The 23,069-nt window shown below is 54.1% G+C and carries 22 protein-coding genes; 9 read left to right on the forward strand and 13 right to left on the reverse strand.

Annotated features, from left to right (window positions below; translation table 11 throughout):
* Nucleotides 1-3: 3 nt before the first annotated feature.
* The 6 genes from PMI41_RS17890 to mdh all read right to left on the reverse strand — a co-directional run bounded on the left by PMI41_RS17890 (nucleotide 4) and on the right by mdh (nucleotide 8,463).
* Nucleotides 4-642 (reverse strand): LysE family transporter, encoded by a 639-nt coding sequence (locus PMI41_RS17890; RefSeq protein ID WP_008127199.1) that lies wholly within the window; start codon nucleotides 640-642, stop codon nucleotides 4-6.
* A 72-nt stretch (nucleotides 643-714) separates the two neighbouring features.
* Nucleotides 715-2,025, reverse strand: a complete 1,311-nt coding sequence (odhB, locus tag PMI41_RS17895; protein ID WP_008127201.1) for a 2-oxoglutarate dehydrogenase complex dihydrolipoyllysine-residue succinyltransferase — start codon at nucleotides 2,023-2,025, stop codon at nucleotides 715-717.
* Nucleotides 2,026-2,137: 112 nt separating this feature from the next.
* On the reverse strand, nucleotides 2,138-5,152 hold the full coding sequence (locus PMI41_RS17900) for a 2-oxoglutarate dehydrogenase E1 component (RefSeq protein ID WP_008127202.1): 3,015 nt from the start codon (nucleotides 5,150-5,152) through the stop codon (nucleotides 2,138-2,140).
* 163 nt (nucleotides 5,153-5,315) lie between these two features.
* The gene (gene sucD / locus PMI41_RS17905; RefSeq protein WP_008127203.1) at nucleotides 5,316-6,230 is read right to left on the reverse strand and encodes a succinate--CoA ligase subunit alpha; all 915 of its coding nucleotides are present in this window, start codon (nucleotides 6,228-6,230) and stop codon (nucleotides 5,316-5,318) included.
* A 3-nt stretch (nucleotides 6,231-6,233) separates the two neighbouring features.
* Complete coding sequence (sucC, locus tag PMI41_RS17910) at nucleotides 6,234-7,430, reverse strand: ADP-forming succinate--CoA ligase subunit beta (RefSeq protein ID WP_008127204.1); 1,197 nt, start codon at nucleotides 7,428-7,430, stop codon at nucleotides 6,234-6,236.
* 70 nt (nucleotides 7,431-7,500) lie between these two features.
* Entirely contained in the window at nucleotides 7,501-8,463 is a 963-nt protein-coding gene (mdh, locus tag PMI41_RS17915) for a malate dehydrogenase (RefSeq protein ID WP_008127205.1), read from the reverse strand.
* Nucleotides 8,464-8,883: 420 nt separating this feature from the next.
* On the opposite strand from mdh, the gene PMI41_RS17920 reads away from it, so the two are divergent.
* On the forward strand, nucleotides 8,884-9,492 hold the full coding sequence (locus PMI41_RS17920; RefSeq protein ID WP_008127206.1) for a hypothetical protein: 609 nt from the start codon (nucleotides 8,884-8,886) through the stop codon (nucleotides 9,490-9,492).
* Nucleotides 9,493-9,717: 225 nt separating this feature from the next.
* Nucleotides 9,718-10,995, forward strand: coding sequence for a DUF3422 family protein (locus PMI41_RS17925; RefSeq protein WP_008127207.1), 1,278 nt, complete (start codon nucleotides 9,718-9,720; stop codon nucleotides 10,993-10,995).
* 1 nt (nucleotide 10,996) lies between these two features.
* Here the strand turns inward: PMI41_RS17925 and zapE are convergent, their stop codons facing one another.
* Nucleotides 10,997-12,169 (reverse strand): cell division protein ZapE, encoded by a 1,173-nt coding sequence (zapE, locus tag PMI41_RS17930; protein ID WP_008127208.1) that lies wholly within the window; start codon nucleotides 12,167-12,169, stop codon nucleotides 10,997-10,999.
* A gap of 38 nt (nucleotides 12,170-12,207) precedes the next feature.
* Nucleotides 12,208-12,747, reverse strand: a complete 540-nt coding sequence (locus PMI41_RS17935) for a protease inhibitor Inh/omp19 family protein (RefSeq protein WP_008127209.1) — start codon at nucleotides 12,745-12,747, stop codon at nucleotides 12,208-12,210.
* Nucleotides 12,748-13,084: 337 nt separating this feature from the next.
* Here PMI41_RS17935 and PMI41_RS17940 point away from each other — a divergent pair, with 337 nt between their 5' ends.
* The 7 genes from PMI41_RS17940 to PMI41_RS17970 all read left to right on the forward strand — a co-directional run bounded on the left by PMI41_RS17940 (nucleotide 13,085) and on the right by PMI41_RS17970 (nucleotide 20,210).
* Nucleotides 13,085-13,891 carry a siderophore-interacting protein gene (locus tag PMI41_RS17940; RefSeq protein ID WP_008127211.1) on the forward strand — a complete coding sequence of 269 codons (807 nt, stop codon included), beginning with the start codon at nucleotides 13,085-13,087 and terminating at the stop codon, nucleotides 13,889-13,891.
* A 331-nt stretch (nucleotides 13,892-14,222) separates the two neighbouring features.
* Entirely contained in the window at nucleotides 14,223-15,239 is a 1,017-nt protein-coding gene (locus PMI41_RS17945) for an NADP-dependent oxidoreductase (RefSeq protein WP_008127213.1), read from the forward strand.
* A gap of 105 nt (nucleotides 15,240-15,344) precedes the next feature.
* Nucleotides 15,345-16,232, forward strand: a complete 888-nt coding sequence (gene dapF / locus PMI41_RS17950) for a diaminopimelate epimerase (RefSeq protein WP_008127214.1) — start codon at nucleotides 15,345-15,347, stop codon at nucleotides 16,230-16,232.
* Nucleotides 16,232-17,527 carry a tRNA (N(6)-L-threonylcarbamoyladenosine(37)-C(2))-methylthiotransferase MtaB gene (gene mtaB / locus PMI41_RS17955; RefSeq protein ID WP_008127215.1) on the forward strand — a complete coding sequence of 432 codons (1,296 nt, stop codon included), beginning with the start codon at nucleotides 16,232-16,234 and terminating at the stop codon, nucleotides 17,525-17,527. Before dapF ends, mtaB begins: the two co-directional genes overlap by 1 nt.
* A 17-nt stretch (nucleotides 17,528-17,544) precedes the next feature.
* Complete coding sequence (gene ftsY / locus PMI41_RS17960) at nucleotides 17,545-19,023, forward strand: signal recognition particle-docking protein FtsY (protein ID WP_008127216.1); 1,479 nt, start codon at nucleotides 17,545-17,547, stop codon at nucleotides 19,021-19,023.
* On the forward strand, nucleotides 19,023-19,691 hold the full coding sequence (locus PMI41_RS17965) for a septation protein A (protein WP_008127217.1): 669 nt from the start codon (nucleotides 19,023-19,025) through the stop codon (nucleotides 19,689-19,691). Before ftsY ends, PMI41_RS17965 begins: the two co-directional genes overlap by 1 nt.
* A 102-nt stretch (nucleotides 19,692-19,793) precedes the next feature.
* Complete coding sequence (locus tag PMI41_RS17970) at nucleotides 19,794-20,210, forward strand: hypothetical protein (RefSeq protein WP_008127218.1); 417 nt, start codon at nucleotides 19,794-19,796, stop codon at nucleotides 20,208-20,210.
* On the opposite strand, the gene PMI41_RS17975 is transcribed toward PMI41_RS17970, so the two are convergent.
* Genes PMI41_RS17975 through ccmA form a run of 5 tightly spaced genes read right to left on the reverse strand, consistent with a single transcriptional unit; the run spans nucleotide 20,207 to nucleotide 23,053 of the window.
* The gene (locus tag PMI41_RS17975) at nucleotides 20,207-20,806 is read right to left on the reverse strand and encodes a DsbE family thiol:disulfide interchange protein (RefSeq protein WP_008127220.1); all 600 of its coding nucleotides are present in this window, start codon (nucleotides 20,804-20,806) and stop codon (nucleotides 20,207-20,209) included. The two genes, PMI41_RS17970 and PMI41_RS17975, sit on opposite strands and share 4 nt — an antisense overlap.
* Nucleotides 20,803-20,970, reverse strand: coding sequence for a heme exporter protein CcmD (ccmD, locus tag PMI41_RS17980; RefSeq protein ID WP_008127222.1), 168 nt, complete (start codon nucleotides 20,968-20,970; stop codon nucleotides 20,803-20,805). Before ccmD ends, PMI41_RS17975 begins: the two co-directional genes overlap by 4 nt.
* Nucleotides 20,967-21,734, reverse strand: coding sequence for a heme ABC transporter permease (locus PMI41_RS17985; protein WP_008127224.1), 768 nt, complete (start codon nucleotides 21,732-21,734; stop codon nucleotides 20,967-20,969). Before PMI41_RS17985 ends, ccmD begins: the two co-directional genes overlap by 4 nt.
* A gap of 45 nt (nucleotides 21,735-21,779) precedes the next feature.
* On the reverse strand, nucleotides 21,780-22,445 hold the full coding sequence (ccmB, locus tag PMI41_RS17990; protein ID WP_008127226.1) for a heme exporter protein CcmB: 666 nt from the start codon (nucleotides 22,443-22,445) through the stop codon (nucleotides 21,780-21,782).
* On the reverse strand, nucleotides 22,445-23,053 hold the full coding sequence (ccmA, locus tag PMI41_RS17995) for a heme ABC exporter ATP-binding protein CcmA (RefSeq protein WP_008127228.1): 609 nt from the start codon (nucleotides 23,051-23,053) through the stop codon (nucleotides 22,445-22,447). The genes ccmB and ccmA overlap by 1 nt, the downstream gene beginning before the upstream one ends.
* Nucleotides 23,054-23,069: the final 16 nt, after the last annotated feature.

The raw sequence follows: 23,069 nt of genomic DNA on the forward strand, positions 1-23,069 counted from the left end.
GCCCTAGCTTGCCTGACTGGTCGCTAGCTTGATGCCAAGCCCGATAAAAACCATACCTGTTACACGGTTGAACCACTTGCCCCAGGAAACAAAGCGATCACGTACCGACTGGATGGTGAAGAATGTCGAAACTGCAACAAACCACGCGATCAGAGCTATCGCCATGAACACGCCGTAGCTGGCCTGCACGAGCGCAGGTGTTTCGTGACTTACAAGCGCCGAGAACAAGGACAGGAAGAACAGAACAGGCTTTGGATTGAGTGCATTCGTCACGAATCCCATCAGAAAAGATCGCCCATCGGAGATTTGCTTGTGATCAGCATCCCTGACGATTTCTGCCGGAGCTTCCATCGCTGGAGCACGCAGGGCCTTGATACCCAGATAGACAAGATATGCCGCGCCAGCCCATTTCAGCATGCTGAAAAGCAGCAAAGACTTGGACACCAGAAGCCCGAGTCCGAGGATCGTATAGCTGATATGGAAAAGCAGGGAGGAGCCAATGCCGAGGCTGGTCATAATCGCACTGCGACGGCCATGCACAATGCTCTGCCGCACGACAATCGCAAAGTCGGCACCCGGCGAGACGATCATGATCGAAAAGACCGCCATAAGGCCGAGAAATTCGTACATGTAGTGCGACATGCTTATTCTCCAGAGACAACATATCGGGACCGGCCTGCTTAACTGGAGCAGACCGGTACCAGCTTTTATTGCTTAGAGATCGAGAACGAGACGCTCCGGATCTTCGAGGCTTTCCTTGACGCGAACAAGGAAAGTAACCGCCTCCTTGCCGTCAACGATGCGGTGATCATAGCTGAGCGCGAGATACATCATCGGACGAATGACAATCTGCCCGCCAACAACAACCGGACGCTCCTGAATCTTGTGCATGCCAAGAATGCCGGACTGCGGTGCGTTGAGGATTGGTGATGACATGAGCGAACCGTAAACGCCACCATTGGAGATGGTGAACGTACCGCCCTGCATGTCGGCCATCGACAATGCGCCATCGCGGGCCGCTTTGCCCAGACGACCGATATCCTTTTCAATCTCGGCAATTGACATCTGATCGGCATTGCGCACAACCGGAACGACAAGACCCTTGTCCGTGCCAACGGCAACGCCAACATGGGCAAAGTTCTTGTATATGATGTCAGTGCCGTCAATCTCGGCATTGACTGCGGGGATTTCTTTCAAGGCATGGGTAACAGCCTTGGTGAAGAAGCCCATGAAGCCAAGCTTGACGCCGTGCTTCTTCTCGAAGATTTCCTTGTAGCGATTGCGCAGATCCATGACCGCCGACATATCCACCTCATTATAGGTGGTAAGCATGGCTGCAGTGCTCTGCGCATCCTTGAGGCGGCGCGCAATTGTCTGCCGCAACCGGGTCATCTTCACGCGCTCCTCGCGGGATGCATCATCAGGCGTGGAAGCCGGACGTGCACTTGCCTTCGGTGCTTCGGCAGCAGCGGCGGGCTGTGAAGTGAAGCCCTTGGCAACGGCGTCCAGCACATCACCCTTGAGAACCTGACCGCGCTTGCCCGAGCCTTCAACCTGTGAGGCGGAAACGCCCTTCTCGCTCAAAAGCTTGGAAGCAGCTGGCGAAGCCGGCATCTCGCTTGGCTTGCGCTCGGAGATTGGCGTATTGCCGGCAACTTGGCCTGCCTTGTCTTCTGCCTCTGCAGTCGATGCGGCAGCACCGGCACCTGATGCCTGAGCAACGGAGTCTGGCTTGGCTTCTTCTTTCTTCGGCTCTTCCTTCTTGGCGGGCGCGGCGGCAGCGCCATCACCCGAACCAATCATACCGAGCAATGCACCGACCTCAACCGTATCGCCTTCTTTGGCGGTAATCTCAGCGAGCGAGCCAGCAGCGGCGGCAGGCACTTCAATTGTGACTTTATCGGTCTCAAGCTCGACCAGCGGTTCGTCGACAGCAATAGCTTCGCCGACCTTCTTGAACCATTTGCCGATCGTTGCTTCGGAAACGGATTCGCCCAGTGTTGGGACGCGGATTTCGGTTGCCATGTTCTCAGCTCTCGTTGATCTAAATAATTGTTCAGAGCGACGTCACGCCGCCCTATTTTCTACTACGCAATTCCGGACGAAAAACCGGTTCCCACTTTTTCTGGAATTGCTCTTAAGAACCCAAAGCATCTTCAAGGAATGCTTCAAGTTGTGCAAGGTGCTTGGACATCAGGCCGGTTGCGGTCGAGGCAGCGGCAGGACGTCCGGTGTAGCGAACGCGCTGATGTTTGGCATCGATATGCGCCAGTACCCATTCCAGATACGGATCGATAAAGGCCCAGGCACCCATGTTCTTCGGCTCTTCCTGACACCAGACCATCTCTGCATTGCGGAAACGCGACAGTTCGGTGATCAGCGCTTTTGCCGGGAACGGATAAAGCTGTTCGACACGCAGCAGATAGACATCATCGATACCGCGCTTTTCACGTTCCTCGTAAAGGTCGTAATAAACCTTGCCCGAACAGAGAACGACACGGCGGATCTTCGAATCCTTCTGCAGCTTGATCGGCTGATCCTTCAGCAATTGTGCATCATCCCACAACAAGCGGTGGAACGAGGAATCGCCAGTAAAATCACTGATGGAAGAAACGGCACGCTTGTGGCGAAGCAGAGACTTCGGTGTCATCAGGATCAGCGGCTTGCGGAAATCACGCTTCATCTGACGGCGCAGAATGTGGAAGTAATTGGCAGGAGTCGTGCAGTTTGCAACCTGCATATTGTCTTCCGCGCAAAGCTGCAAATAGCGCTCCAGACGGGCCGACGAATGCTCCGGTCCCTGACCTTCGTAGCCATGCGGCAACAGGCAAACGAGACCCGACATACGCAGCCATTTACGCTCGCCTGACGAGATAAACTGGTCGAAAATGACCTGTGCACCATTGGCGAAATCGCCGAACTGAGCTTCCCAAAGAGTCAAGGCGCGCGGATCGGACAGCGAATAGCCATACTCAAACCCAAGCACAGCCTCTTCCGAAAGCATCGAGTTGATGACTTCGTAGATGGCCTGTCCCTTTTGCAAATTGTTCAGAGGGATATAGCGCTGCTCGGTATCCTGATCGTAAAGTACGGAATGCCGCTGGCTGAATGTGCCGCGCTCGACATCCTGACCTGACAGGCGAACCGGATGGCCTTCGATAGCGAGCGAACCAAATGCCAATGCTTCCGCCGTCGCCCAGTCAAAACCTTCGCCGGTCTCAACCATCTTGGCGCGATTATCCTGAAAACGCTGGATCGTGCGATGAACATTGAAGCCTGCTGGAACTTCCGCAAGCTTCTTGCCGATTTCCTTGATCGTCTTCAGAGGAAGACCGGTCTTGCCGCGACGCTGCTCATCAGCATTGTCAGCCGTGCGCAAGCCACTCCACGCGCCATCCAGCCAATCGGCCTTGTTGGGCTTGTAGTGCTGACCAGCTTCGAATTCCTGTTCAAGGTTCTCGCGCCATGTGGCACGCAACTTCTCAAGATCAGCCTCTGTGATGAGGCCTTCTTCGATCAGCTTGGAGGAGTAAAGCTGTACAGTGGTTTTCTGGCCACGGATGGTCTTGTACATCAGCGGCTGCGTGAATGCAGGCTCATCGCCCTCATTGTGACCGAAGCGGCGATAGCAGAACATATCGATGACCACCGGCTTGTGGAAGGTCATCCGATATTCCGTTGCGATCTTGGCCACGTACACAACGGCTTCCGGATCATCGCCGTTAACATGGAAAATCGGTGCTTCGATCATCTTGGCCACATCGGACGGATAAGGCGAAGAGCGCGAGAAACGCGGATTGGTGGTGAAACCAATCTGGTTGTTGATGATGAAATGCACTGTACCGCCAACGCGGTGACCGCGCAGACCGGAGAGGCCAAGACACTCGGCAACAACACCCTGACCGGCAAATGCAGCATCGCCATGCAGCAGCAGCGGCATGATCTTGGCACGCTCGGACAATGGCACAACTTCATCGCGGTCGCGGCCAACTAAAAGGTCCTGCTTTGCGCGCGCCTTGCCCATGACGACCGGGTTGACGATTTCCAGATGCGATGGATTGGCTGTCAGCGATAGATGCACCTTGTTGCCATCGAATTCGCGATCCGATGAGGCACCAAGATGATACTTGACGTCGCCCGAACCTTCCACATCATCCGGTGCGTAGGAACCACCCTTGAACTCATGGAAAATGGCGCGATGCGGCTTGCGCATGAATTGGCTGAGTACATTGAGACGGCCGCGGTGAGCCATGCCAAGGACGATCTCCTTGAGGCCCATCGAACCACCGCGCTTGACGATCTGTTCAAGCGCTGGAATGAGCGATTCCGCACCATCAAGGCCGAAACGCTTGGTACCCTTGTATTTGACGTCAATGAACTGCTCGAAGCCTTCAGCTTCGACCAGCTTGGAAAGAATGGCCTTCTTGCCCTCAGCGGTAAAGGCAACACCCTTATCCGGTCCCTCGATACGTTCCTGAATCCAGGACTTTTCCACCGGATCGGAGATGTGCATGAATTCGACGCCTATCGTCGAGCAATAAGTGCGCTGGAGAATATCGAGCATCTGCGGGATGGTCGCATATTCGAGACCAAGCACATTATCGATGAAAATCTTGCGGTCATAATCGGCCGGTGAGAAGCCATAGCTCTCGGGCGACAGCTCGTTATAATCTTCCTTGACTTCGGCAAGGCCCAGCGGATCAAGCTTGGCATGCAGATGGCCACGCATGCGGTAAGCGCGGATCATCATGATGGCGCGAACGGAATCGCGTGCCGCATGGATGATGTCGGAATCGGATACAGCCGCCTTTGCAGCGGCTCCATTTGCAGGAGCAGCGCCGTTAGCACCCTTCGACTTCAGCTTGTCGGTAATGTGCTTTTCGACTTCACCCCAATTGCCATCAAGAGCCGAAACAAGTTCACCATTGCCGGCGATTGGCCAGTTTGGCTTTTCCCAGGATGCGCCCTTGGCGTTCTTCTGGATATCGTCTTTGTTATCACCGAGATTGGCAAAAAACTCTTGCCACTCCGCATCCACTGATGACGGGTCTTTCTCGTACTGTGCGTGGAGTTCCTCGATATAGTGGGCATTGCCGCCATAGAGAAATGAAGTGAGGGCAAAAAGATCGTTGGCCTGTTCTTGACGTGCCATGTTCGTTGACCGGAGCTGCGCCCCGTCTCCCTTGATAAGAGCGCATCAGCCTTCTGATGCCGCCCTGGGTGAGGCCACTTTGGCCCCGCGGATTGATCAGGGCGGAAGCCGCCCTAATCCTTCTTAGCTCTGATAAAGGCGAAAGTTCGCCTCTTTCAAGGTCTTATCCCTTGAGGACTTCGACCAATGTCTTGCCAAGCTGCGCAGGCGATGGCGAAACGCGGATGCCCGCTGCTTCCATGGCTGCAATCTTGTCTTCAGCGCCGCCCTTGCCGCCGGAAATGACCGCACCGGCATGACCCATCGTGCGTCCGGGAGGAGCTGTGCGTCCGGCAATGAAACCGGCCATTGGCTTCTTGCGGCCGCGCTTTGCTTCATCAGCGATGAATTGCGCCGCATCTTCCTCTGCCGAACCGCCAATTTCACCGATCATGATGATCGACTTGGTTTCTTCGTCCGCAAGGAACATTTCCAAAACGTCGATGAACTCGGTACCCTTCACAGGGTCACCGCCGATGCCGACAGCTGTCGTCTGGCCAAGGCCTTCATTCGTTGTCTGGAACACTGCTTCATAAGTAAGCGTGCCGGAGCGCGATACAACACCCACGGAACCCTTCTTGAAGATATTGCCCGGCATGATGCCGATCTTGCATTCTTCAGGTGTCAGGACGCCCGGGCAGTTTGGTCCAATCAGGCGCGATGCGGAGCGGTCAAGGCGGGCCTTGACGCGAACCATATCCATGACCGGAATGCCTTCCGTGATGCAGATGATCAAAGGAATTTCGGCCTCAATGGCTTCCAGAATTGCTTCTGCAGCGCCTGCTGGCGGAACATAGATCACGGAAGCGTTTGCCCCGGTACGATCCTTGCCTTCAGCTACGGAAGCAAAAATCGGCAATTGTGCACTTGAACCGGTCGGCAGATTGCCTTCCCAGGTCTCGCCACCCTTCTTCGGGTGAATACCACCAACCATCTGCGTACCGTAATAGGCCAAAGCCTGTTCGGTGTGGAATGTGCCGGTCTTGCCGGTCAGGCCCTGAACGAGAACCTTGGTGTCTTTGTTAACAAGAATAGACATGCCTTAGTTTCCCTTCACAGCCTTGACGATTTTCTGCGCCGCATCATCCAGATCGTCGGCGGAGACGACATTCAGACCACTTTCATTGATGATCTTCTTGCCGAGTTCAGCATTGGTACCTTCAAGACGTACGACCAGCGGAACCTTGAGACCAACTTCCTTGACCGCAGCGATCACGCCTTCAGCGATGATGTCGCATTTCATGATGCCGCCGAAGATATTGATCAGGATGCCCTTAACCGCCGGATCGGCAGTGATGATCTTGAATGCTGCTGTTACCTTCTCCTTGCTGGCGCCACCGCCAACGTCGAGGAAGTTTGCTGGCTCCGCACCATAGAGCTTGATGATGTCCATGGTTGCCATGGCAAGACCGGCACCATTGACCATGCAGCCAATATTGCCATCGAGAGCAACATAAGCGAGGTCGTACTTGGATGCCTCGATTTCCTTCTCGTCTTCTTCAGTGGTGTCGCGCAGCTCGACCACATCCGCATGACGGAACAGAGCATTGCCATCGAACGAAACCTTGGCATCGAGAACGCGCAGACGGCCATCTTTCATTACGATCAGCGGGTTCACTTCGAGTAGGCTCATGTCCTTCTCGGTGAAGGCCTTGTAAAGGATCGGGAAAAGCTTCTCGCCATCAGCGCGCGCTTCGCCGGTCAGGCCATAGGCATCGCTGATCTTGGCGATATCATCTGCCGTCACGCCCTTTTCAGGATCGATGGCAACAGTAATGATCTTTTCTGGCGTATCATGGGCAACGGCTTCAATGTCCATGCCGCCTTCAGTGGAAACCACGAATGCAGGACGGCCAACAGCGCGATCAACCAGAATCGACAGATAAAGTTCGCGGTCAATATCAGCGCCATCTTCGATGTAGAGGCGGTTGACCTGCTTGCCTGCCGGGCCGGTCTGCTTGGTGACGAGGGTGTTGCCGAGCATTTCCTTGGCATTGGCAACAACTTCCTCGACGGACCTTGAAAGGCGTACACCGCCTTTGGCATCCGGACCGAGTTCCTTGAACTTGCCCTTGCCGCGCCCGCCAGCATGAATCTGGCTCTTCACCACATAAAGCGGACCGGGCAGCGTCTTCGCCCATTCTTCCGCCTGTTCGACGGAGTAAACGGCAACGCCGTTGGCGATCGGTGCACCGAAAGTGTGCAGCAGACGCTTGGCCTGATATTCATGAATGTTCATATGGTATTTCCTCTACGAATAATCCTGAGCCGTAGCCCAGGATCGTTTCAGAATTGTTTCGTGAGCCGAATTACTTGAGGTTCGGCGCGATATTGATGCAAGCTTCGCAAAGTCCGGCAACCGAAGCCACCGAAGCTTCAAATTGCTTCTCTTCTGTCTTGTTCAGATCGATCTCGATGATGCGTTCAACACCACCGGCGCCGATAATGACCGGCACGCCCACATACATGTCCTTAACGCCGTACTGGCCCGAAAGATGCGCAGCAACCGGAAGAACGCGCTTCTTGTCCTTCAGGAAGGCTTCAGCCATCTGCACGGCTGACGAAGCAGGCGCGTAGAATGCGGAACCGGTCTTGAGCAGGCCGACGATTTCCGCACCGCCATCACGGGTACGCTGAATGATCTGGTCAAGTTTTTCCTGGCTGGTCCAGCCCATCTTCACCAGATCCGGCAGCGGGATACCGGCAACTGTCGAGTAACGCGCCAATGGCACCATCGAGTCGCCATGCCCGCCAAGAACGAATGCAGTGACGTCCTCAACGGAAACCTTGAACTCATCTGCAAGGAAATAACGGAAGCGGGCGCTGTCGAGAATGCCAGCCATGCCGACAACCATGTTCTTCGGCAGGCCTGAGAACTTCTGCAGTGCCCATACCATCGCATCGAGCGGATTGGTGATGCAGATCACGAAAGCGCCGGGGGCATATTTCTTGATGCCCGCGCCGACCTGTTCCATGACCTTGAGGTTGATACCGAGCAGATCGTCGCGGCTCATGCCCGGCTTGCGGGGAACACCGGCGGTAACGATAACAACATCTGCGCCTTCGATGGCTGCATAGTCATTCGCACCTGTGAGCTTGGCGTCGAAATCATCGACCGGGGAAGACTGAGCGATGTCGAGACCTTTGCCCTGAGGCGTCCCTTCCGCGATGTCGAACAGAACGATGTCGCCGAGCTCTTTGAGCCCGATCAGATGTGCAAGCGTTCCACCGATCATACCTGAGCCGATGAGGGCGATTTTGTTACGTGCCATGCTGGATACTTCCCTGATCTGAAGTTTTGCCTGAACTTAAAAGTCTTGACCTACGCCAAAGACAAAAATAACGATTATCAGGAATGCCATCGGCAACCTGTCGCCATATGCCTCTGCGTTGGGTGGTTCGAATATTCCTCTTTGAAAAATAACTCAACCAAAAATTTTCACCTCAATAAATTCAATCGTTTAGATTTGATGGGATTTACGTAAACGTCAATCAGATTTAGCATTTCCTATTTTTTGACGCACTTCTTTATCATTTAAATTGTGTCAGCCCTATGAAGACTGAGGCCGACTATACTTCATCGCAACGAGCCCATTCATTTTTGTTGCACATGAACCTCAAACGACTTTAAATTCCGTCGCGATTAAATTTTTTAATAATCAATTTTCAGATTCATTTTTGGTGCGAACGACATGGACACTCTTTTAGGTTTTGTATCAGCGCTTGCCGCTGTGGTCGGAATTCCCCTCAGTGTTTATTTTTACAGAAAAGAAACAGCGAAAGCTGCCTTACGTGACGTAGAGCTTGTGGCGCGTGAACGCGACGCTGCCGCTCGCGCATTGCTTGTTGCGCTCAATGATCAAAAAATTGCATCGCAGGCACAGAAGATAGCAATTGAATTCGTGGGACGTGGAATAAAAGAAAATTCGGTATGGCATGCACACGAAGATGCTCACATTGCTCTCAAAAATTTGAGCTTCACGCTGCAGAAAACGATCCTGTCGAAGAAACCAAACTTCAAAGAAAGCTTGTGGAAAGAGCTGGATAAAGACCCAAGGAGTTTTCGCGTCTTTCATGCATACGCAGAAATGATCAATGAACTGATCAAGCAACCATTTGATAATATCGATACATTGGCGAAATACGATCTGGCAAACCATAGATCAATAGTACTCTATCAATCTGCATATGCGTTACTAACCAATCGTACGCACAAATTATCATCCGAGAATGCCAAGTTGAAATACAAGGACTTGGGTGGACGAGAATGGGAAACGAGCATCAATGCCCCGACAAAATAGGAATCATCTCCGTCCGTGAGTCATTGGCTGGAAGCGATATTTCATTGAAGGTAATTTGTTGGCGCTGGCGACCAATATTTGTCGCGTAAGGCCACACCACAATACATAACACCTTGATAGAATGGCAGTGCAAGAGGCTGGATCAAGTGAAGCTGCGTCAAAGCGCTGTTTTCCTTTTACCGTATGCCTTGCTATCGATGAAAAACAGCATTCGAGGGGATATCGATGCCGCAGGGGACATTTGCATTTCCAACTGCCGTCAACCGGACGCAAGCGCTCGGCGAAATCCATGCACGCCCCTATGTTTTGGTGCCCTCACCCCGTGTAATCTTTCAGCTGGCCTTCATGACGGATGGTGGCTCCGGCGTTGACCATGCCGTACTTTCAGAAATTTCGCGTGCAAGGGGAATGGCTCCACCCGCCCGCGATGCCAACCATCACGCCATTCCTTGGGGTCAAGGAACCTTGCGCTGGGAGCGGCATACCGAGTTCTCAACCTATTTCTGGGATGGACCTTTGCCGAAACAATTTGGCGGTGAGGTTCCTGTACATCCCTTTGGTGACGGCTTTTCTCCGCCCGGAACGTTGATTTCCGGTATTCGGCTGGAGATACGGTCGGAATCGACCGAAACGCAGGCTGCCATCGCCGTGTTCGACCCTACCAGCCTTTGTCATAGTGAAGTGAAGAACGGGCAAGCGGCTATTCTTACCGACTTTCGCCAGAATGGTGACGGGTTGACCCAAATTCTCGTGATTGATCGCGGAATGACAAATGCCGGCACCGGCGCGTTGGTGCAGCGGTTACTCGACATCGAAACCTATCGCACGCTCGCCATGCTCGGCCTGCCACTGGCCCAATCGCTGTCTCCCGAGATGCGCCGTATTGAAGATGGCCTGACTGCGGTCACCTTGAAAATGAAATCCAATGCGCGTGAACATGCGGATGCGATGTTGGAAGAGATAACCCGCCTTGCGGCCGGACTGGAAGCAAATGCAGCCTCAACACTTTATCGGTTTGGTGCAAGCAGAGCCTATTACGGCATTGTGCAGGAACGCATTCGCACCCTCGCGGAAACTGCTGTGCCCGGGTATGAGACGCTTGGCTTCTTTCTGGAACGCCGCCTTGCACCTGCCATGCGCACCTGCCAATCAATAGAAGAACGACAGGCCAACCTTTCCCGAAAATTGGCAAGAGCAACGGCGCTTTTAAGAAGTTGGATCGACGTTGCACTGGAGCGCCAGAACAGTGCGCTGCTTCTATCGATGGATCGACGTGCCAAGTTGCAGCTGCGCCTTCAGCAAACGGTTGAAGGCCTTTCGGTTGCAGCAATTTCCTATTATGTCGTTGGTCTTTTCGGCTATCTGGCGAAGGCGCTCGAAAAACTGGGGTTCCCGGTCGAGTCAAACATGCTGACAGGCCTGTTCGTTCCCGTGGCCGTGCTTTCAATCTGGTTCGTGGTACGTTCGATCCGTAAGCGGCACGAAGAAGAAGATCGCGCCTGAGCTAGGCAACTCCGGGTGCGCGGCTTGCATCTGCCGTTTCCAGATACTCTTCACTCTGCATCTCGAACAGACGCGATGCGGTGCGGTCAAATTCGAAGGCTTCCGTTCCCCGGGTAGCGACATAAAGCTTATCGGGTGGAGCCGCGGCTGAGATCACCACATGCACATGGTGATGGTAAAGAATGTCAATCAGAATGATAAAGCGCTTTGCTTCGTTGCGCCGCGGGTGATCGAGAACAGGCACCTCGTCAATGAAAATTGTCTTGTAGCGTTGAATGATTGCTGTGTAATCGGCAGCACCAAGCGGCTTTGAACAAAGATCAGTGAAGGTAAAGCGCGCCACGTGGCGAGCAGCTTTGGGGATGACCACGGTACGGCCTTTGACGGTCACGCTGTCCTGCACGACAGAGGCTCCATCCGTCGCGGCATGCCACGCCTGCTCCATCAGACGCGCATTCTCGTCATTTAATGGCGAGAGGTAGACCGGCATACGATTGAGCTTTTCAAGCCGGTAATCTGTCCTTGCATCCAGATTGACCACATCAACATGGGTTTTGAGAAGATCGATAAATGGCAGAAAAAGCTGACGATTAAGACCATCTCTATAGAGGTTGTCTGGCAAAACATTGGAGGTGGCAACAAGCACGACACCACGCTCAAACAGAGCGCGGAACAACCGCGACAAGATCATTGCATCGGCGATATCGGTAACAGTGAACTCGTCAAAGCACAGAACCCAGGATTGCTCCGCAAGGGCGTCAGCGACAGGCGGTATGGGATCGTCCTGCTTTGTTTCGCCATTCTTGAGCGCCTGACGATGCGCATTGATACGCTCGTGAACATCCGCCATGAAATCCAGAAAATGCGCCCGGCGCTTGCGTTTGACCGGTACAAGCTCATGGAACATGTCCATCAGCATGGTTTTGCCACGCCCGACTTCGCCATACACATAGAGACCCTTCACGATCTCGTTGCGTGGTGATTTCCGGCTGAAGAGCCAGCCCAGAGCACTCGATTTTGTCGCAAGGCGTTTCGTCGCGACATCCCGGATAAGCCGGTCAAATCGTAACGCAAGCTGCTGCTGTGCGGGATCCGCATCAAGATCCCCGGCTTGAACGAGCGCCTGGTAGCGCTCGCTCACCGAAGGGAACACTTTCAGATTATCATGCGACATGCGAAAAGCAGTCTCTTAAGGCAGCGCCTTGTTAATTATCAGCGCGAGAGAGTGAGGTTCTGTCCACCGGAAGTCTGACCATCAAACTTCGATGCACCCGATGAATAAAGCCGCGCTACTGTGCCACCAGCTGCATCATACAGGGTAAGCTGCTTGCCGCTGACCGCCCAAGAGGAAAGCGTTGCAAGTTCACCCGGGCAACGGAGCGGGCCAGCACGATAACCTTGGCCGAACTTGGTCTGCGGTGTCGCAATCTTGCAGCTCTGGCCGCCCATATTGGCATTCCAGACACCGGCAACACTGCCAGCCGTAAGATCGGGCGCATTTTCCGGAGGCAATGAAGCGACTTGCGTATTGCCTTGCGTGCCCGGAGCAGCCGTGTTGGTCGTTGGCGCTGTAGGAAACTGGTTGCCACCGGGGGGCGGCAGCTGACTCTGGCTGACTGAGCCGGAAGGTGCCGCTTGCAACGGTGCTGGTGCCGAAGGACTGTCCATCGGATCCATCCGCGAACTCTGGCATCCAGCCAACACCATGCCAACAGCGGCAACGGTCAGCAAATTGACCTTCAAAGTTCCCATAACGTCAGTTCTCCATCTGCATAATCTGATTCGGGGAATGCAAATCCATCCCGCATGATTAACCATGATACAATGGCATCTGGCCGAAATTCTCAACCCGGACTCCGAAAAAACCGCCGTTTCAATGGCGTTTCCCTTGGTAAACGGCCCCAAAAACTGACCAGACTTGCAATATCGCCACACCTTTGCGGACCAACCCTTTCGTCATGATCAACCCGCATTAACCAATTTAAGCATTTCAAGGTGAATAAAGTCTTATTATGTTCTGCCCACTCATGACGAAAATTTAACGCCGAGACCCATTGAACTTGGCGAAGCGGCGGCGTATTTCCTGACTATGTCAGTCATAAATAAAACTCCTCAAAGAATCCGCCACGAAATCCGTATCCGCGTTGTGGAAGTACAGGCCGTAAGACATTTGACGCCGCTCATGCTGCGCGTCACGCTTGCAGGCGACGACCTCGAAGGCTTCGTCAGTCCCGGCTATGGTGACCATATCAAGATATTGTTCTCCCCTTTGGGCGAAGATCTGATCGTCCCCACCTTGGGCCCGAACGGCGTTATCTTTCCCGAAGACAGGCCCAAGCCGGAAATGCGCGATTACACGCCTCGCAATTATCACGCGGCAACCAATACCCTCGATGTTGATTTTGTCCTGCACGGAGACGGCCCTGCATCCAGCTGGGCAGCGCAGGCAGCAGTTGGGCAAAAACTTGTCATTGGTGGCCCGCGCGGCTCGATGATCATTCCTGATGCTTTTGACTGGTATCTGCTGGCGGGCGATGAAACGGCGCTGCCTGCAATCGGCCGCCGATTGGAAGAATTGCCCGCTTCATCAAAGGTCGTTGCGGTGATCGAAGTAGCCGGCAAGGAAGAAGAGCAGACATTCGACGTGAAGGCGAATGCTGAAATCATCTGGGTCCATCGCAACGGTCTGGAGCCGGGCAACAACGATCTTCTGCTCCGCAAGCTCGAAACGCTCACACTGCCAGAAGGCGATTGTTACGCATTTGTCGCTGGGGAAAGCACTATTTCCAAAGCAATCCGCGGACATCTTGTTGAAAGACGCGGCCTCAATGATGAATGGATCAAGGCTTCCGGCTACTGGTTGCGCGGTGTTGCGGATGCTCACGAGCCTCACTAGGGTCAGGACCCATTAATCTGATCGAAATGGCGTCTGAAACGGCAAGAAGATGCGAGGAGAAGCGCGGAGGGCGGGGTCTTCCCCCCGGCCAAGCGGTTCGACACTGCAGCTTGCAGCCGTTTCGGCGTCCAAAGGATAAGGTCTTTTCGCCCGTCCAGTTTGTCGCAAAGTCTCGACAATGAACCACATTGCCTTCGCCTTTGCTCCTCCTGGACAAACGAAAAGCCTCATACCATTGCGACCAGATTAATGAGTCCTGACCCTAAGCCTTCAAGCGTTGCCGGGGTTGAATGGCTAGGTTAGGCTGAATGTCGATCTTGAAGGAGCATCCATGTCCCAGCTAGTAAATACCCGCATCGTTTTGGCCTCACGCCCGGAAGGTCGGGTGAAAGCGGATAATTTCCGGGTGGAACAGGCAGAAATCCCGATTGCCGGTGACGGCGAAATACTGCTCAGAATTCTTTACCTATCGCTCGACCCCTATATGCGCGGCCGAATGGATGATGCGAAGTCCTATGCGGCGCCGGTTGCCATCAATGCTGTGATGGAAGGCGGCACTGTTGCAGAAGTCATCGAGAGCAGAAACCCTGCCTATCGCGTGGGCGACATAGTGCTCTCGCATTCCGGCTGGCAAAGTTATGCACTGTCCGATGGCAACGGTCTGCGCAAGCTCGATCCCGAAATCGCGCCACTTTCAACAGCTGTCGGTGTTCTCGGCATGCCGGGTTTCACCGCTTATACGGGGCTTCTCACAATCGGTCAGCCCAAGCCCGGCGAAACTGTTGTCGTAGCAGCAGCCAGCGGCCCTGTTGGCTCCGCAGTTGGTCAGATCGCCAGGATAAAAGGAGCCAGGGCCGTAGGAATCGCTGGCGGGCAGGACAAATGCGCTTTCATCAAGAATGAACTCGGATTCGATGCAGCCATCGACCACCGCGCACCGGATTTTGCTGAACTGTTGAAACAGGCTTGTCCTGACGGCATTGACGTCTATTTCGAGAATGTCGGCGGCGCTGTCTGGGACGCCGTCTTTCCGCTGCTCAATACATATGCGCGGGTACCCGTCTGCGGGCTGATCGCGCAATATGATGGCCTCGACACATCCGGCAAGGACCGTTTGCCCTATGTCATGCGGGATGTCCTGAAAAAGAGCCTGCTGATACGTGGCTTTATTCAACGTGAATTCGTGGATCAGCGCCCTGCCTTTGCACAGGCCATGGCAGGATGGCTCCGAAGCGGCGAAGTCAAGTATCGCGAAGACATTGTTGATGGCCTTGCCAATGCACCGCAAGCCTTTATGGGGCTGCTTCAGGGACATAATTTCGGAAAACTGGTCGTCCGTGTAGCATGATCGCCAAATGATACGCGTTGCGAATGCTTGCCGGGACTGGCAATTCTTCACCTTTTCCGCCATATAGGCGCGATAGACAACAATCCGATGCAGGAACTTGACGGCATGACAACGCGCGCACCCTTCGCGAAGATGAACGGGCTCGGTAACGAAATCATCGTTGCCGACATGCGCGGTCGTGCGGACAGAATTACCCCGGAAGCAGCAATTGCACTTGATCGCGATCCGGCAACCAAGTTCGATCAGATCATGGCCATCCATTCACCCCGCAATGATGGCACTGACGCCTATGTTGAGATCATCAATTCGGATGGCAGTCAGGCTCAGACCTGCGGCAATGGTATGCGCTGTGTCGTGCAGGCTCTTAGCGCCCAATCCGGCAAGCGCGAATTTACCTTCGAGACAATTGCCGGAATCCTGACAGCCAAAGAGCATCCCGATGGCCAGATATCCGTCGATATGGGTAGGCCCCATTTCGGCTGGCAGGAAATACCGCTTTCCGAACCTTTCCACGACACGCGAAAGATCGAACTGCAAATCGGACCGATAGACGCGCCGGTTCTGCATTCTCCTTCTGTCGTCAGCATGGGCAATCCCCACGCGATTTTCTGGGTCGATCAGGATGTCTGGACCTATGATCTGGAGCGTTTCGGGCCAATGCTCGAAAACCATCCCATGTTTCCGGAACGGGCTAATATCTCGATCGCACATGTGACGAGCCGCAATGCGATCACGCTTCGGACCTGGGAACGTGGTGCAGGACTTACCCGCGCATGCGGTTCTGCTGCGTGCGCTGCAGGTGTGTCTGCTGCACGCACCGGCAGGACGGAGCGAGCTGTCACGGTTACGGTTCCCGGTGGTCCGCTGATCATTGAGTGGCTGGAAGACGATCATGTATTGATGACCGGACCGGCCGAGTGGGAGTTTTCAGGTAATCTCGATCCTGAAAATGGCAGCTGGGCACGCGATGAAGACGCACAGGGAGCAGCCTGATGGCTGTGGATGTCGTCACCTTTGGCTGCCGCCTCAATACCTATGAATCCGAGGTGATGAAGCGCGAGGCTGACGCTGCCGGTCTTGGCACGCTGGAAAATGGTGCGATTATTTTCAACACCTGCGCTGTAACCAGTGAAGCGGTGAGGCAGGCGCGGCAGGCAATCCGCAAGGCGCGGCGCGATAATCCCGAAGCCCGTATTATTGTGACCGGTTGCGCTGCCCAGACAGGTGCAGATGATTTTGCTGCCATGGACGAGGTCGACCTTGTTTTGGGCAATGAGGAAAAACTCAAGTCCAATTCCTATCGCATGCTGCCGGATTTCGGCGTCAACCAGTTTGAAAAAGTACGCGTCAACGACATCATGGAAGTGCGCGAGACCGCTTCGCATATGGTTGATGCCATTGAAGGGCGTGCGCGGGCTTTCGTGCAGGTGCAAAATGGTTGCGACCATCGCTGCACTTTCTGCATCATCCCCTACGGCCGCGGCAATTCCCGCTCGGTGCCGATGGGCGGCGTTGTGGAGCAGGTCAAGCGGCTTGTCGGCAATGGGTATCACGAGGTGGTGCTAACAGGGGTCGACATGACCAGCTACGGACCGGATCTTCCCGGGAATCTGCGGCTCGGCAAATTGGTCAAGACAGTGCTCCGGGAAGTGCCGGACCTGCAGCGCCTGCGCCTGTCATCCATTGATTCCATTGAAGCCGATGAGGATTTGATGGAGGCGCTGGCGACAGAAAGCCGCTTGATGCCGCATCTGCATCTCTCGCTTCAATCCGGCGACAACATGATCCTTAAACGCATGAAGCGTCGTCATTCACGCGAAAACTCAATCGAGTTCTGTGCGACTGTGCGGAGCATCCGCCCCGATATCGTATTCGGTGCCGATATTATTGCCGGATTTCCGACAGAAACCGATGAAATGTTCGAGAATTCGATACGGATTGTCGACGAATGCGGCCTGACAAACCTTCATGTTTTTCCATTCAGTCCGCGTGAGGGAACACCCGCCGCGCGCATGCCACAAATGAACCGCAGGATTATCAAGGATCGCGCTGCCCGGCTAAGGTCTGCGGGTGATGTGGCTTATGAAAACCACTTGCGCAGTCTTGTTGGCACACGGCAGAAAATTCTCATCGAGCACGACGGTATTGGCCGCACAGAAGGCTTCACGCTTGTGGGCGTTGATGCCGGTGCGGCAGGAACGATCATTGAGCGCAACATAACAGGGCATGACGGTGATAAACTGTTGGCCAACGCCAGTGACAATGGCAGCAATCGCCACGCGGCATAAAAAGTAAAGCAGCATTCATGGCTCTGGGTTTTATCAAGAAGATATTCTCGTTCGGCAAGAAGGAGGTTCAGGAGACCCCTGTCGATGTGCCTCTGATCGAGGTGGAAAAGCCTGAAACGGTTGAACACGCCTATGAGGATACGACCGCACAGGAAGTATTGCCCGTTGCGGAAGAAGCTTTCACTGTCGAGGTAGAGCCTGTTCCACAGGACGAGCCGGATGTGATTGCTGATGAACCAGCGCCCGAACCTGAAATACTTCCCGAGCCAGCGCCTGAAATCATTCCGCAGGTAAATATCGAACCGACAGAACCTCTTGAGCAAGCGATAATTGAGGCGCTCCCACCTGTTGAAGTTGACGTTCCTGAAGAAAAGTTCGAGCCCATTGCTGAACCAGAACCAGAACCTGCTCCGGAACCCGAAAACAGTCCTGAGCCGGAGCCAGTTGCAGAAACGCCGCTCATCGTCGCTCCGGTAGAGCCCGTTCAAGCGCCCAAGCCCGTCGCGAAAAAAGTTACCGTTTCGAAGACTGTTGAGGAAAAGCAGGACGCGGAGCCGCAACCGCTAGAGCCGGAAAAGCGTATCAGCTGGTTTGAACGGCTTCGCAAAGGTCTGTCACGTTCCTCGCAGCAGCTTGGCGATTCAATTGGTGGCATATTTACACGCCGCAAACTCGATGAAGACACGCTCCAGGATCTTGAAGATGTTCTGATCCAGGCGGATCTTGGCATGGAAACGGCTATCCGCATCACTGGTGCTTTGAGCGCCACACGCTATGGCAAGGATATCAGCACTGACGAGGTGCGCACTATCATGGCAACGGAAATCGAGAAGGTGCTGGGACCGGTTGCCAAACCGCTGGAACTTGACCTTTCACACAAGCCGCATGTCATTCTGGTTGTGGGCGTCAATGGTACCGGCAAGACGACAACAATCGGCAAGCTGGCCGCCAAGCTCACAGCCGGTGGATTGAGTGTCATGCTGGCAGCAGGTGATACATTCCGTGCCGCCGCTATCGAACAGCTTCACATCTGGGGCAAGCGCACAGGTGCACCTGTCGTTTCCAGCAAGCTTGGCGCTGATGCTGCCGGGCTAGCATACGACGCCTGGAAACAGGCCAAGGAGGCTGGCAGCGACGTGCTGATCATCGACACTGCGGGACGCCTGCAAAACAGGGCAGAACTGATGGAAGAGCTGGCAAAGATCGTTCGCGTTCTCGGCAAGCACGACCCGGAAGCGCCTCACACTGTTTTGCAGACACTCGATGCCACCACCGGCCAGAATGCGCTTAATCAGGTTGAGATTTTCAGAAACATTGCTGGAGTTAATGGCTTGGTTATGACCAAGCTTGACGGTACGGCGCGCGGCGGCATTCTTGTTGCCATCTCGGCAAAACACAAATTACCGGTCTACTTTATTGGTGTAGGCGAACAGGTTGATGACCTTGAGCCATTCGCTGCGAGCGATTTTGCCAAAGCCATTGCTGGAGTTGCATGATGAACGAACCTATTTTTGAACGAGATCCTTCGGATCCTGCACACAAGCAGATCAACCCATTGTTGAAGCTGCTACTGGAAATGGGTCCGTTGATGGTCTTTTTCTTTGCCAATGCAAAGGGTGATTGGCTGTTGGAGCGGTTCCCGGTACTTGCCAACATTGGCGAGCCAATCTTTATCGCGACCGCGCTGTTCATGGCCGCAACATTGATTGCGCTAGGTGTTTCATGGGTACTCACGCGAACGCTACCGATCATGCCGCTTATATCCGGCATCGTTGTACTGATATTCGGGGCGCTGACGCTCTGGCTGCATAATGAAACCTTCATCAAAATGAAGCCGACAATCGTCAATACCCTGTTCGGCGTGATCCTGCTTGGCGGGCTTTATTTCGGCAAAGCGCTTCTGGGTTATGTCTTCGACAGTGCTTTCAAGCTCAATGCTGAAGGCTGGCGCAAACTGACTTTGCGCTGGGGTATCTTCTTCCTGTTCCTTGCTGTGCTGAACGAAGTGGTCTGGCGGAGTTTTTCAACTGACTTCTGGGTTGCGTTCAAGGTTTGGGGCACAATGCCGATTACCCTGCTCTTCACTTTTGCACAGATGCCGCTGATCATGAAATACTCGACTGAACCGCTGAATGGCGAAAAGGCTGCCAGCAAGAAAACTTAAGGCCAAAAACGACCACAATTTTTACGTGATCGCGACGAAATCCCGCCGCGATCCAAGCTCAAGAGTCGGTGATTATCAACGATTCTTGAGAAAGCACCCTCCATGAAAACCGCCCTCATCGTAATGACCCTGATGGGTTGCGACTGCGATGCCAAAGTCTGTGAATACATCAAGACAGCGGACACGGGATGGACAACCATGGAGACATGCCGCGCCGATCTGGAAGCGCAGATACAAAAAACTGGAAAAGTTGACTACCCGCTGATCACAGCATCATGCTCCACAAGCTCCCAGCCCGGAATCGCCGTCGCCAGCCGCTCGTTCAAAATCCCTGCGCCAGCAATAGATCGTCCAATTGAAACCATCGCCATGGGAACATCCATTGAGCCGCAGAGACAAGTTGAAAAGCGCTCTTTGAGCTACAGATTAATCACCATGCCGTTCAATCAGGCCGTTGATGGCACGGCAAGCGTCGTGGGTCGCACCGCCGGATGGGTAAGGCATTACGCCTCGCTTTAGTTTGGCTTTAGCGCGGCTTCAATTGCTGGCATCAAATCTGTACGGATGGTCTCTTCGGAAAAGGGACCAACATGCTTGTAGGCTATGATGCCATCGCGCCCTATGAGGAATGTTTCCGGTACACCATAAACGCCCCACTCAATCGCTGCACGGCCATTAAGATCAGCACCAACGGCGGAATATGGATTGCCAAGATCACCCAGAAAACTGACAGCATTTTCCGGCTTGTCCTTGTAGTTAAGACCAGCCAGGACAAATCGCTTATCCTGCGCAAGTTTCATCAGTAGCGGGTGTTCAACACGGCACGGCACGCACCAGGAGCCAAATATATTGACCAAGGTTACCTGCCCCTTGAATTTCGCCGGATCAAGGCCGGGTACAGCCTGGCCGTCCTTCATGAGACCCATAACCGCGGGAAGCGCAACAGCCGGAGCCTGTTTGCCAATCAGTGCTGACGGAATGACTGATTCATCCCTTCCGGATGCCAATTGAAGTGCGAAGATCGCCGCCAGCACCCCAAATAAAATCAAAGGCAGGAAAACAAAAAACGGACTGCGCTTGCGGCGCGTTACCTCCGCTTGCATTTCTCCACTCATGACGCGCTATCCGTGCCGGAACGGCGGCGGACACCCCGCGCCTCAAGTTCCCGCAACGCATTTCGCTGGCTGCGCTGATCAATGAAAATCCATGCAATCAAGCCCGTCAAGGCAATGGCTGCAGAAAGGTATGAGGCAAGGACGAATGCTGTATGGCTGCTCATTGGCCCGCCTTTCGTTCTGCACTACGCGCTGCAATGCGGCGCATGGCAGTAACACGCCGACGCCAGATTTCATTGCGCATGGCCATGACGTGCAATGTGAAGAAGAGCAGTGTGAATCCTATTGCCATTACCAGCAGCGGCCGCAGATAGGATGGGTCCAACGTAGAACCGCCCACGCGGATAACCGATGCCGGCTGGTGCAAAGTATTCCACCAATCGACAGAAAACTTGATGATCGGGATATTGACGAATCCGACAAGCGTGAGGATGGCTGTCACTTTTGCAGACTTGGCCGGATCACCCATGGCACGCGTCAGCGCGATAACACCCAGATACATGAGAAAAAGCACAAACACCGAAGTCAGGCGCGCATCCCAAACCCACCATGTCCCCCACATGGGCTTGCCCCAGAGAGAACCGGTGATCAGGGCCAGAGCCGTAAACACAGCGCCGATAGGTGCAGCGGCCTTTGCAGCAACTTCAGCAAGCGGGTGACGCCAAACCAGCGTTCCAAGCGCAGCAATCGACATCACTGTGTAGCACATCATGGAGAGCCAAGCGAAAGGCACATGAATGAACATGATCTTGACTGTGGAGCCTTGCTGATAGTCATCCGGCGCTGTCATTGACATCCAGAAGCCGATGGCAAGTGTGATCAATGTAATTCCGCCGAGCCATGGCAGCACGATACCCGCAAGATTCAAAAATCTTGTCGGGTTGGCCAAGTCAATCCACCGCCCGGGCTTGGATGCCACTTTACTCATCAAAATCTCTCAGCTTTTCCAAATTCACCAAACATTCAATACTCTTCAGTCTGCCGATGATTTCAGCGCGGCAGCAGCAGCCCAAGGCCCCAGAACGGCGAAAAACAAGGTAATCGCACTGAGGATAAGGAAGGGTGCCAGAAAGGGTGCCGGGTCTTCAATTGCGCCATAGGACGCAGATACGCCAAAAATCAGGACTGGTATCGTCAAAGGCAGGACAATGACCGAAACGAGCAGCCCGCCCCGCGGCAGCGAGACTGCAACCGCTGCTCCCACGGCGCCTATGAGGGTGATTGCCGGAGTGCCAACGAGCAGTGTCAGAGTTGTTGCGACGATCGCGGCTGGTTCCATATTCATGAACAGCCCAAGCAGTGGCGCTGCAACTACCAGCGGCAAAACACTCACCGTCCAATGAGCAATGCATTTGACGAGTATAGTGAGCGCCAGCATATGCCGCTCGGACGCCATTATGAGAAGATCGAGAGAGCCGTCTTCGCGGTCGGCTTGAAACAGCCGGTCGAGACCAAGCAAAGTGGCAAGGAGTGCACCAATCCACAGCATGGCGGAGCCAATGCGTGCCAGCAATTTAAGATCCGGGCCGACACCAAAAGGCACGACGGCAATGACTGCCAGAAAGAAAAGTATTCCAACAAGCGCACCACCCCCGGCACGCAAACCCAATCTTGCATCACGGATGAACAACGCGCCCATCAGTTAATCACTCTGATCATCAGTTCACGGGAACTGAGCAATCCAAGCGGCAGATGGGTTGCCGCCAGGATAATGCCTCCTGCATCGAGATGTGATTGCATAAGACCCGAGAATTGCGATTCCGATGCCTTGTCCAACCCCGCCGTAGGCTCATCGAGTAGCCATACGGGCCGTTCGCTGGCCAAAAGTCGCGCAATGCCGGCACGGCGCTTTTGCCCGGTGGACAGATAGCCGAATGGCAAATGGCCAATATCGGCCAGTCCAACCATTTCTAATGCCTGCAAAACCGTTATTTGCCCGATTCCATAGAAGGATTGCCAGAAACGAAGATTCTCTTCCAAAGTAAGTGCGGACTTCATCGCATTCATGTGGCCGAGAAAGTGACAAGCACCGCCAAGACTTTCAAACTCGCCTACTGAACCACGAAGATGAACGGAACCTTCTGTCGGATGCAAAAGCCCGGCGGCGATTCGAAGCAGTGTCGATTTTCCGACGCCATTGGGTCCAGTGACAAGGAGCGCCTGACCAGCATCGACGGTAAAGTTGAGCCCGGAAAACAAGATTTCCCCGCCCCGCTCTCCGCTCAACCCTTCGGCGACTAACTGCATGAAAATCCCGCCTTTT

Source organism: Phyllobacterium sp. YR531, from assembly GCF_000282595.1.
Classification (GTDB): domain Bacteria; phylum Pseudomonadota; class Alphaproteobacteria; order Rhizobiales; family Rhizobiaceae; genus Phyllobacterium.

What these genes read in the sequence shown, in the direction of transcription:
- PMI41_RS17920 (WP_008127206.1), top strand. Translation starts at nt 8,884, where the DNA reads ATGGACACTCTTTTAGGTTTTGTATCAGCGCTTGCCGCTGTGGTCGGA.
- PMI41_RS17965 (WP_008127217.1), top strand. Translation starts at nt 19,023, where the DNA reads ATGAACGAACCTATTTTTGAACGAGATCCTTCGGATCCTGCACACAAG.
- PMI41_RS17970 (WP_008127218.1), top strand. Translation starts at nt 19,794, where the DNA reads ATGAAAACCGCCCTCATCGTAATGACCCTGATGGGTTGCGACTGCGAT.
- ccmA (WP_008127228.1), bottom strand. Translation starts at nt 23,053, where the DNA reads ATGCAGTTAGTCGCCGAAGGGTTGAGCGGAGAGCGGGGCGGGGAAATC.
- ccmD (WP_008127222.1), bottom strand. Translation starts at nt 20,970, where the DNA reads ATGAGCAGCCATACAGCATTCGTCCTTGCCTCATACCTTTCTGCAGCC.
- PMI41_RS17925 (WP_008127207.1), top strand. Translation starts at nt 9,718, where the DNA reads ATGCCGCAGGGGACATTTGCATTTCCAACTGCCGTCAACCGGACGCAA.
- PMI41_RS17940 (WP_008127211.1), top strand. Translation starts at nt 13,085, where the DNA reads ATGTCAGTCATAAATAAAACTCCTCAAAGAATCCGCCACGAAATCCGT.
- PMI41_RS17945 (WP_008127213.1), top strand. Translation starts at nt 14,223, where the DNA reads ATGTCCCAGCTAGTAAATACCCGCATCGTTTTGGCCTCACGCCCGGAA.
- mdh (WP_008127205.1), bottom strand. Translation starts at nt 8,463, where the DNA reads ATGGCACGTAACAAAATCGCCCTCATCGGCTCAGGTATGATCGGTGGA.
- mtaB (WP_008127215.1), top strand. Translation starts at nt 16,232, where the DNA reads ATGGCTGTGGATGTCGTCACCTTTGGCTGCCGCCTCAATACCTATGAA.
- PMI41_RS17900 (WP_008127202.1), bottom strand. Translation starts at nt 5,152, where the DNA reads ATGGCACGTCAAGAACAGGCCAACGATCTTTTTGCCCTCACTTCATTT.
- sucD (WP_008127203.1), bottom strand. Translation starts at nt 6,230, where the DNA reads ATGTCTATTCTTGTTAACAAAGACACCAAGGTTCTCGTTCAGGGCCTG.
- ftsY (WP_008127216.1), top strand. Translation starts at nt 17,545, where the DNA reads ATGGCTCTGGGTTTTATCAAGAAGATATTCTCGTTCGGCAAGAAGGAG.
- PMI41_RS17935 (WP_008127209.1), bottom strand. Translation starts at nt 12,747, where the DNA reads ATGGGAACTTTGAAGGTCAATTTGCTGACCGTTGCCGCTGTTGGCATG.
- PMI41_RS17890 (WP_008127199.1), bottom strand. Translation starts at nt 642, where the DNA reads ATGTCGCACTACATGTACGAATTTCTCGGCCTTATGGCGGTCTTTTCG.
- PMI41_RS17975 (WP_008127220.1), bottom strand. Translation starts at nt 20,806, where the DNA reads ATGAGTGGAGAAATGCAAGCGGAGGTAACGCGCCGCAAGCGCAGTCCG.
- sucC (WP_008127204.1), bottom strand. Translation starts at nt 7,430, where the DNA reads ATGAACATTCATGAATATCAGGCCAAGCGTCTGCTGCACACTTTCGGT.
- dapF (WP_008127214.1), top strand. Translation starts at nt 15,345, where the DNA reads ATGACAACGCGCGCACCCTTCGCGAAGATGAACGGGCTCGGTAACGAA.
- zapE (WP_008127208.1), bottom strand. Translation starts at nt 12,169, where the DNA reads ATGTCGCATGATAATCTGAAAGTGTTCCCTTCGGTGAGCGAGCGCTAC.
- odhB (WP_008127201.1), bottom strand. Translation starts at nt 2,025, where the DNA reads ATGGCAACCGAAATCCGCGTCCCAACACTGGGCGAATCCGTTTCCGAA.
- PMI41_RS17985 (WP_008127224.1), bottom strand. Translation starts at nt 21,734, where the DNA reads ATGAGTAAAGTGGCATCCAAGCCCGGGCGGTGGATTGACTTGGCCAAC.
- ccmB (WP_008127226.1), bottom strand. Translation starts at nt 22,445, where the DNA reads ATGGGCGCGTTGTTCATCCGTGATGCAAGATTGGGTTTGCGTGCCGGG.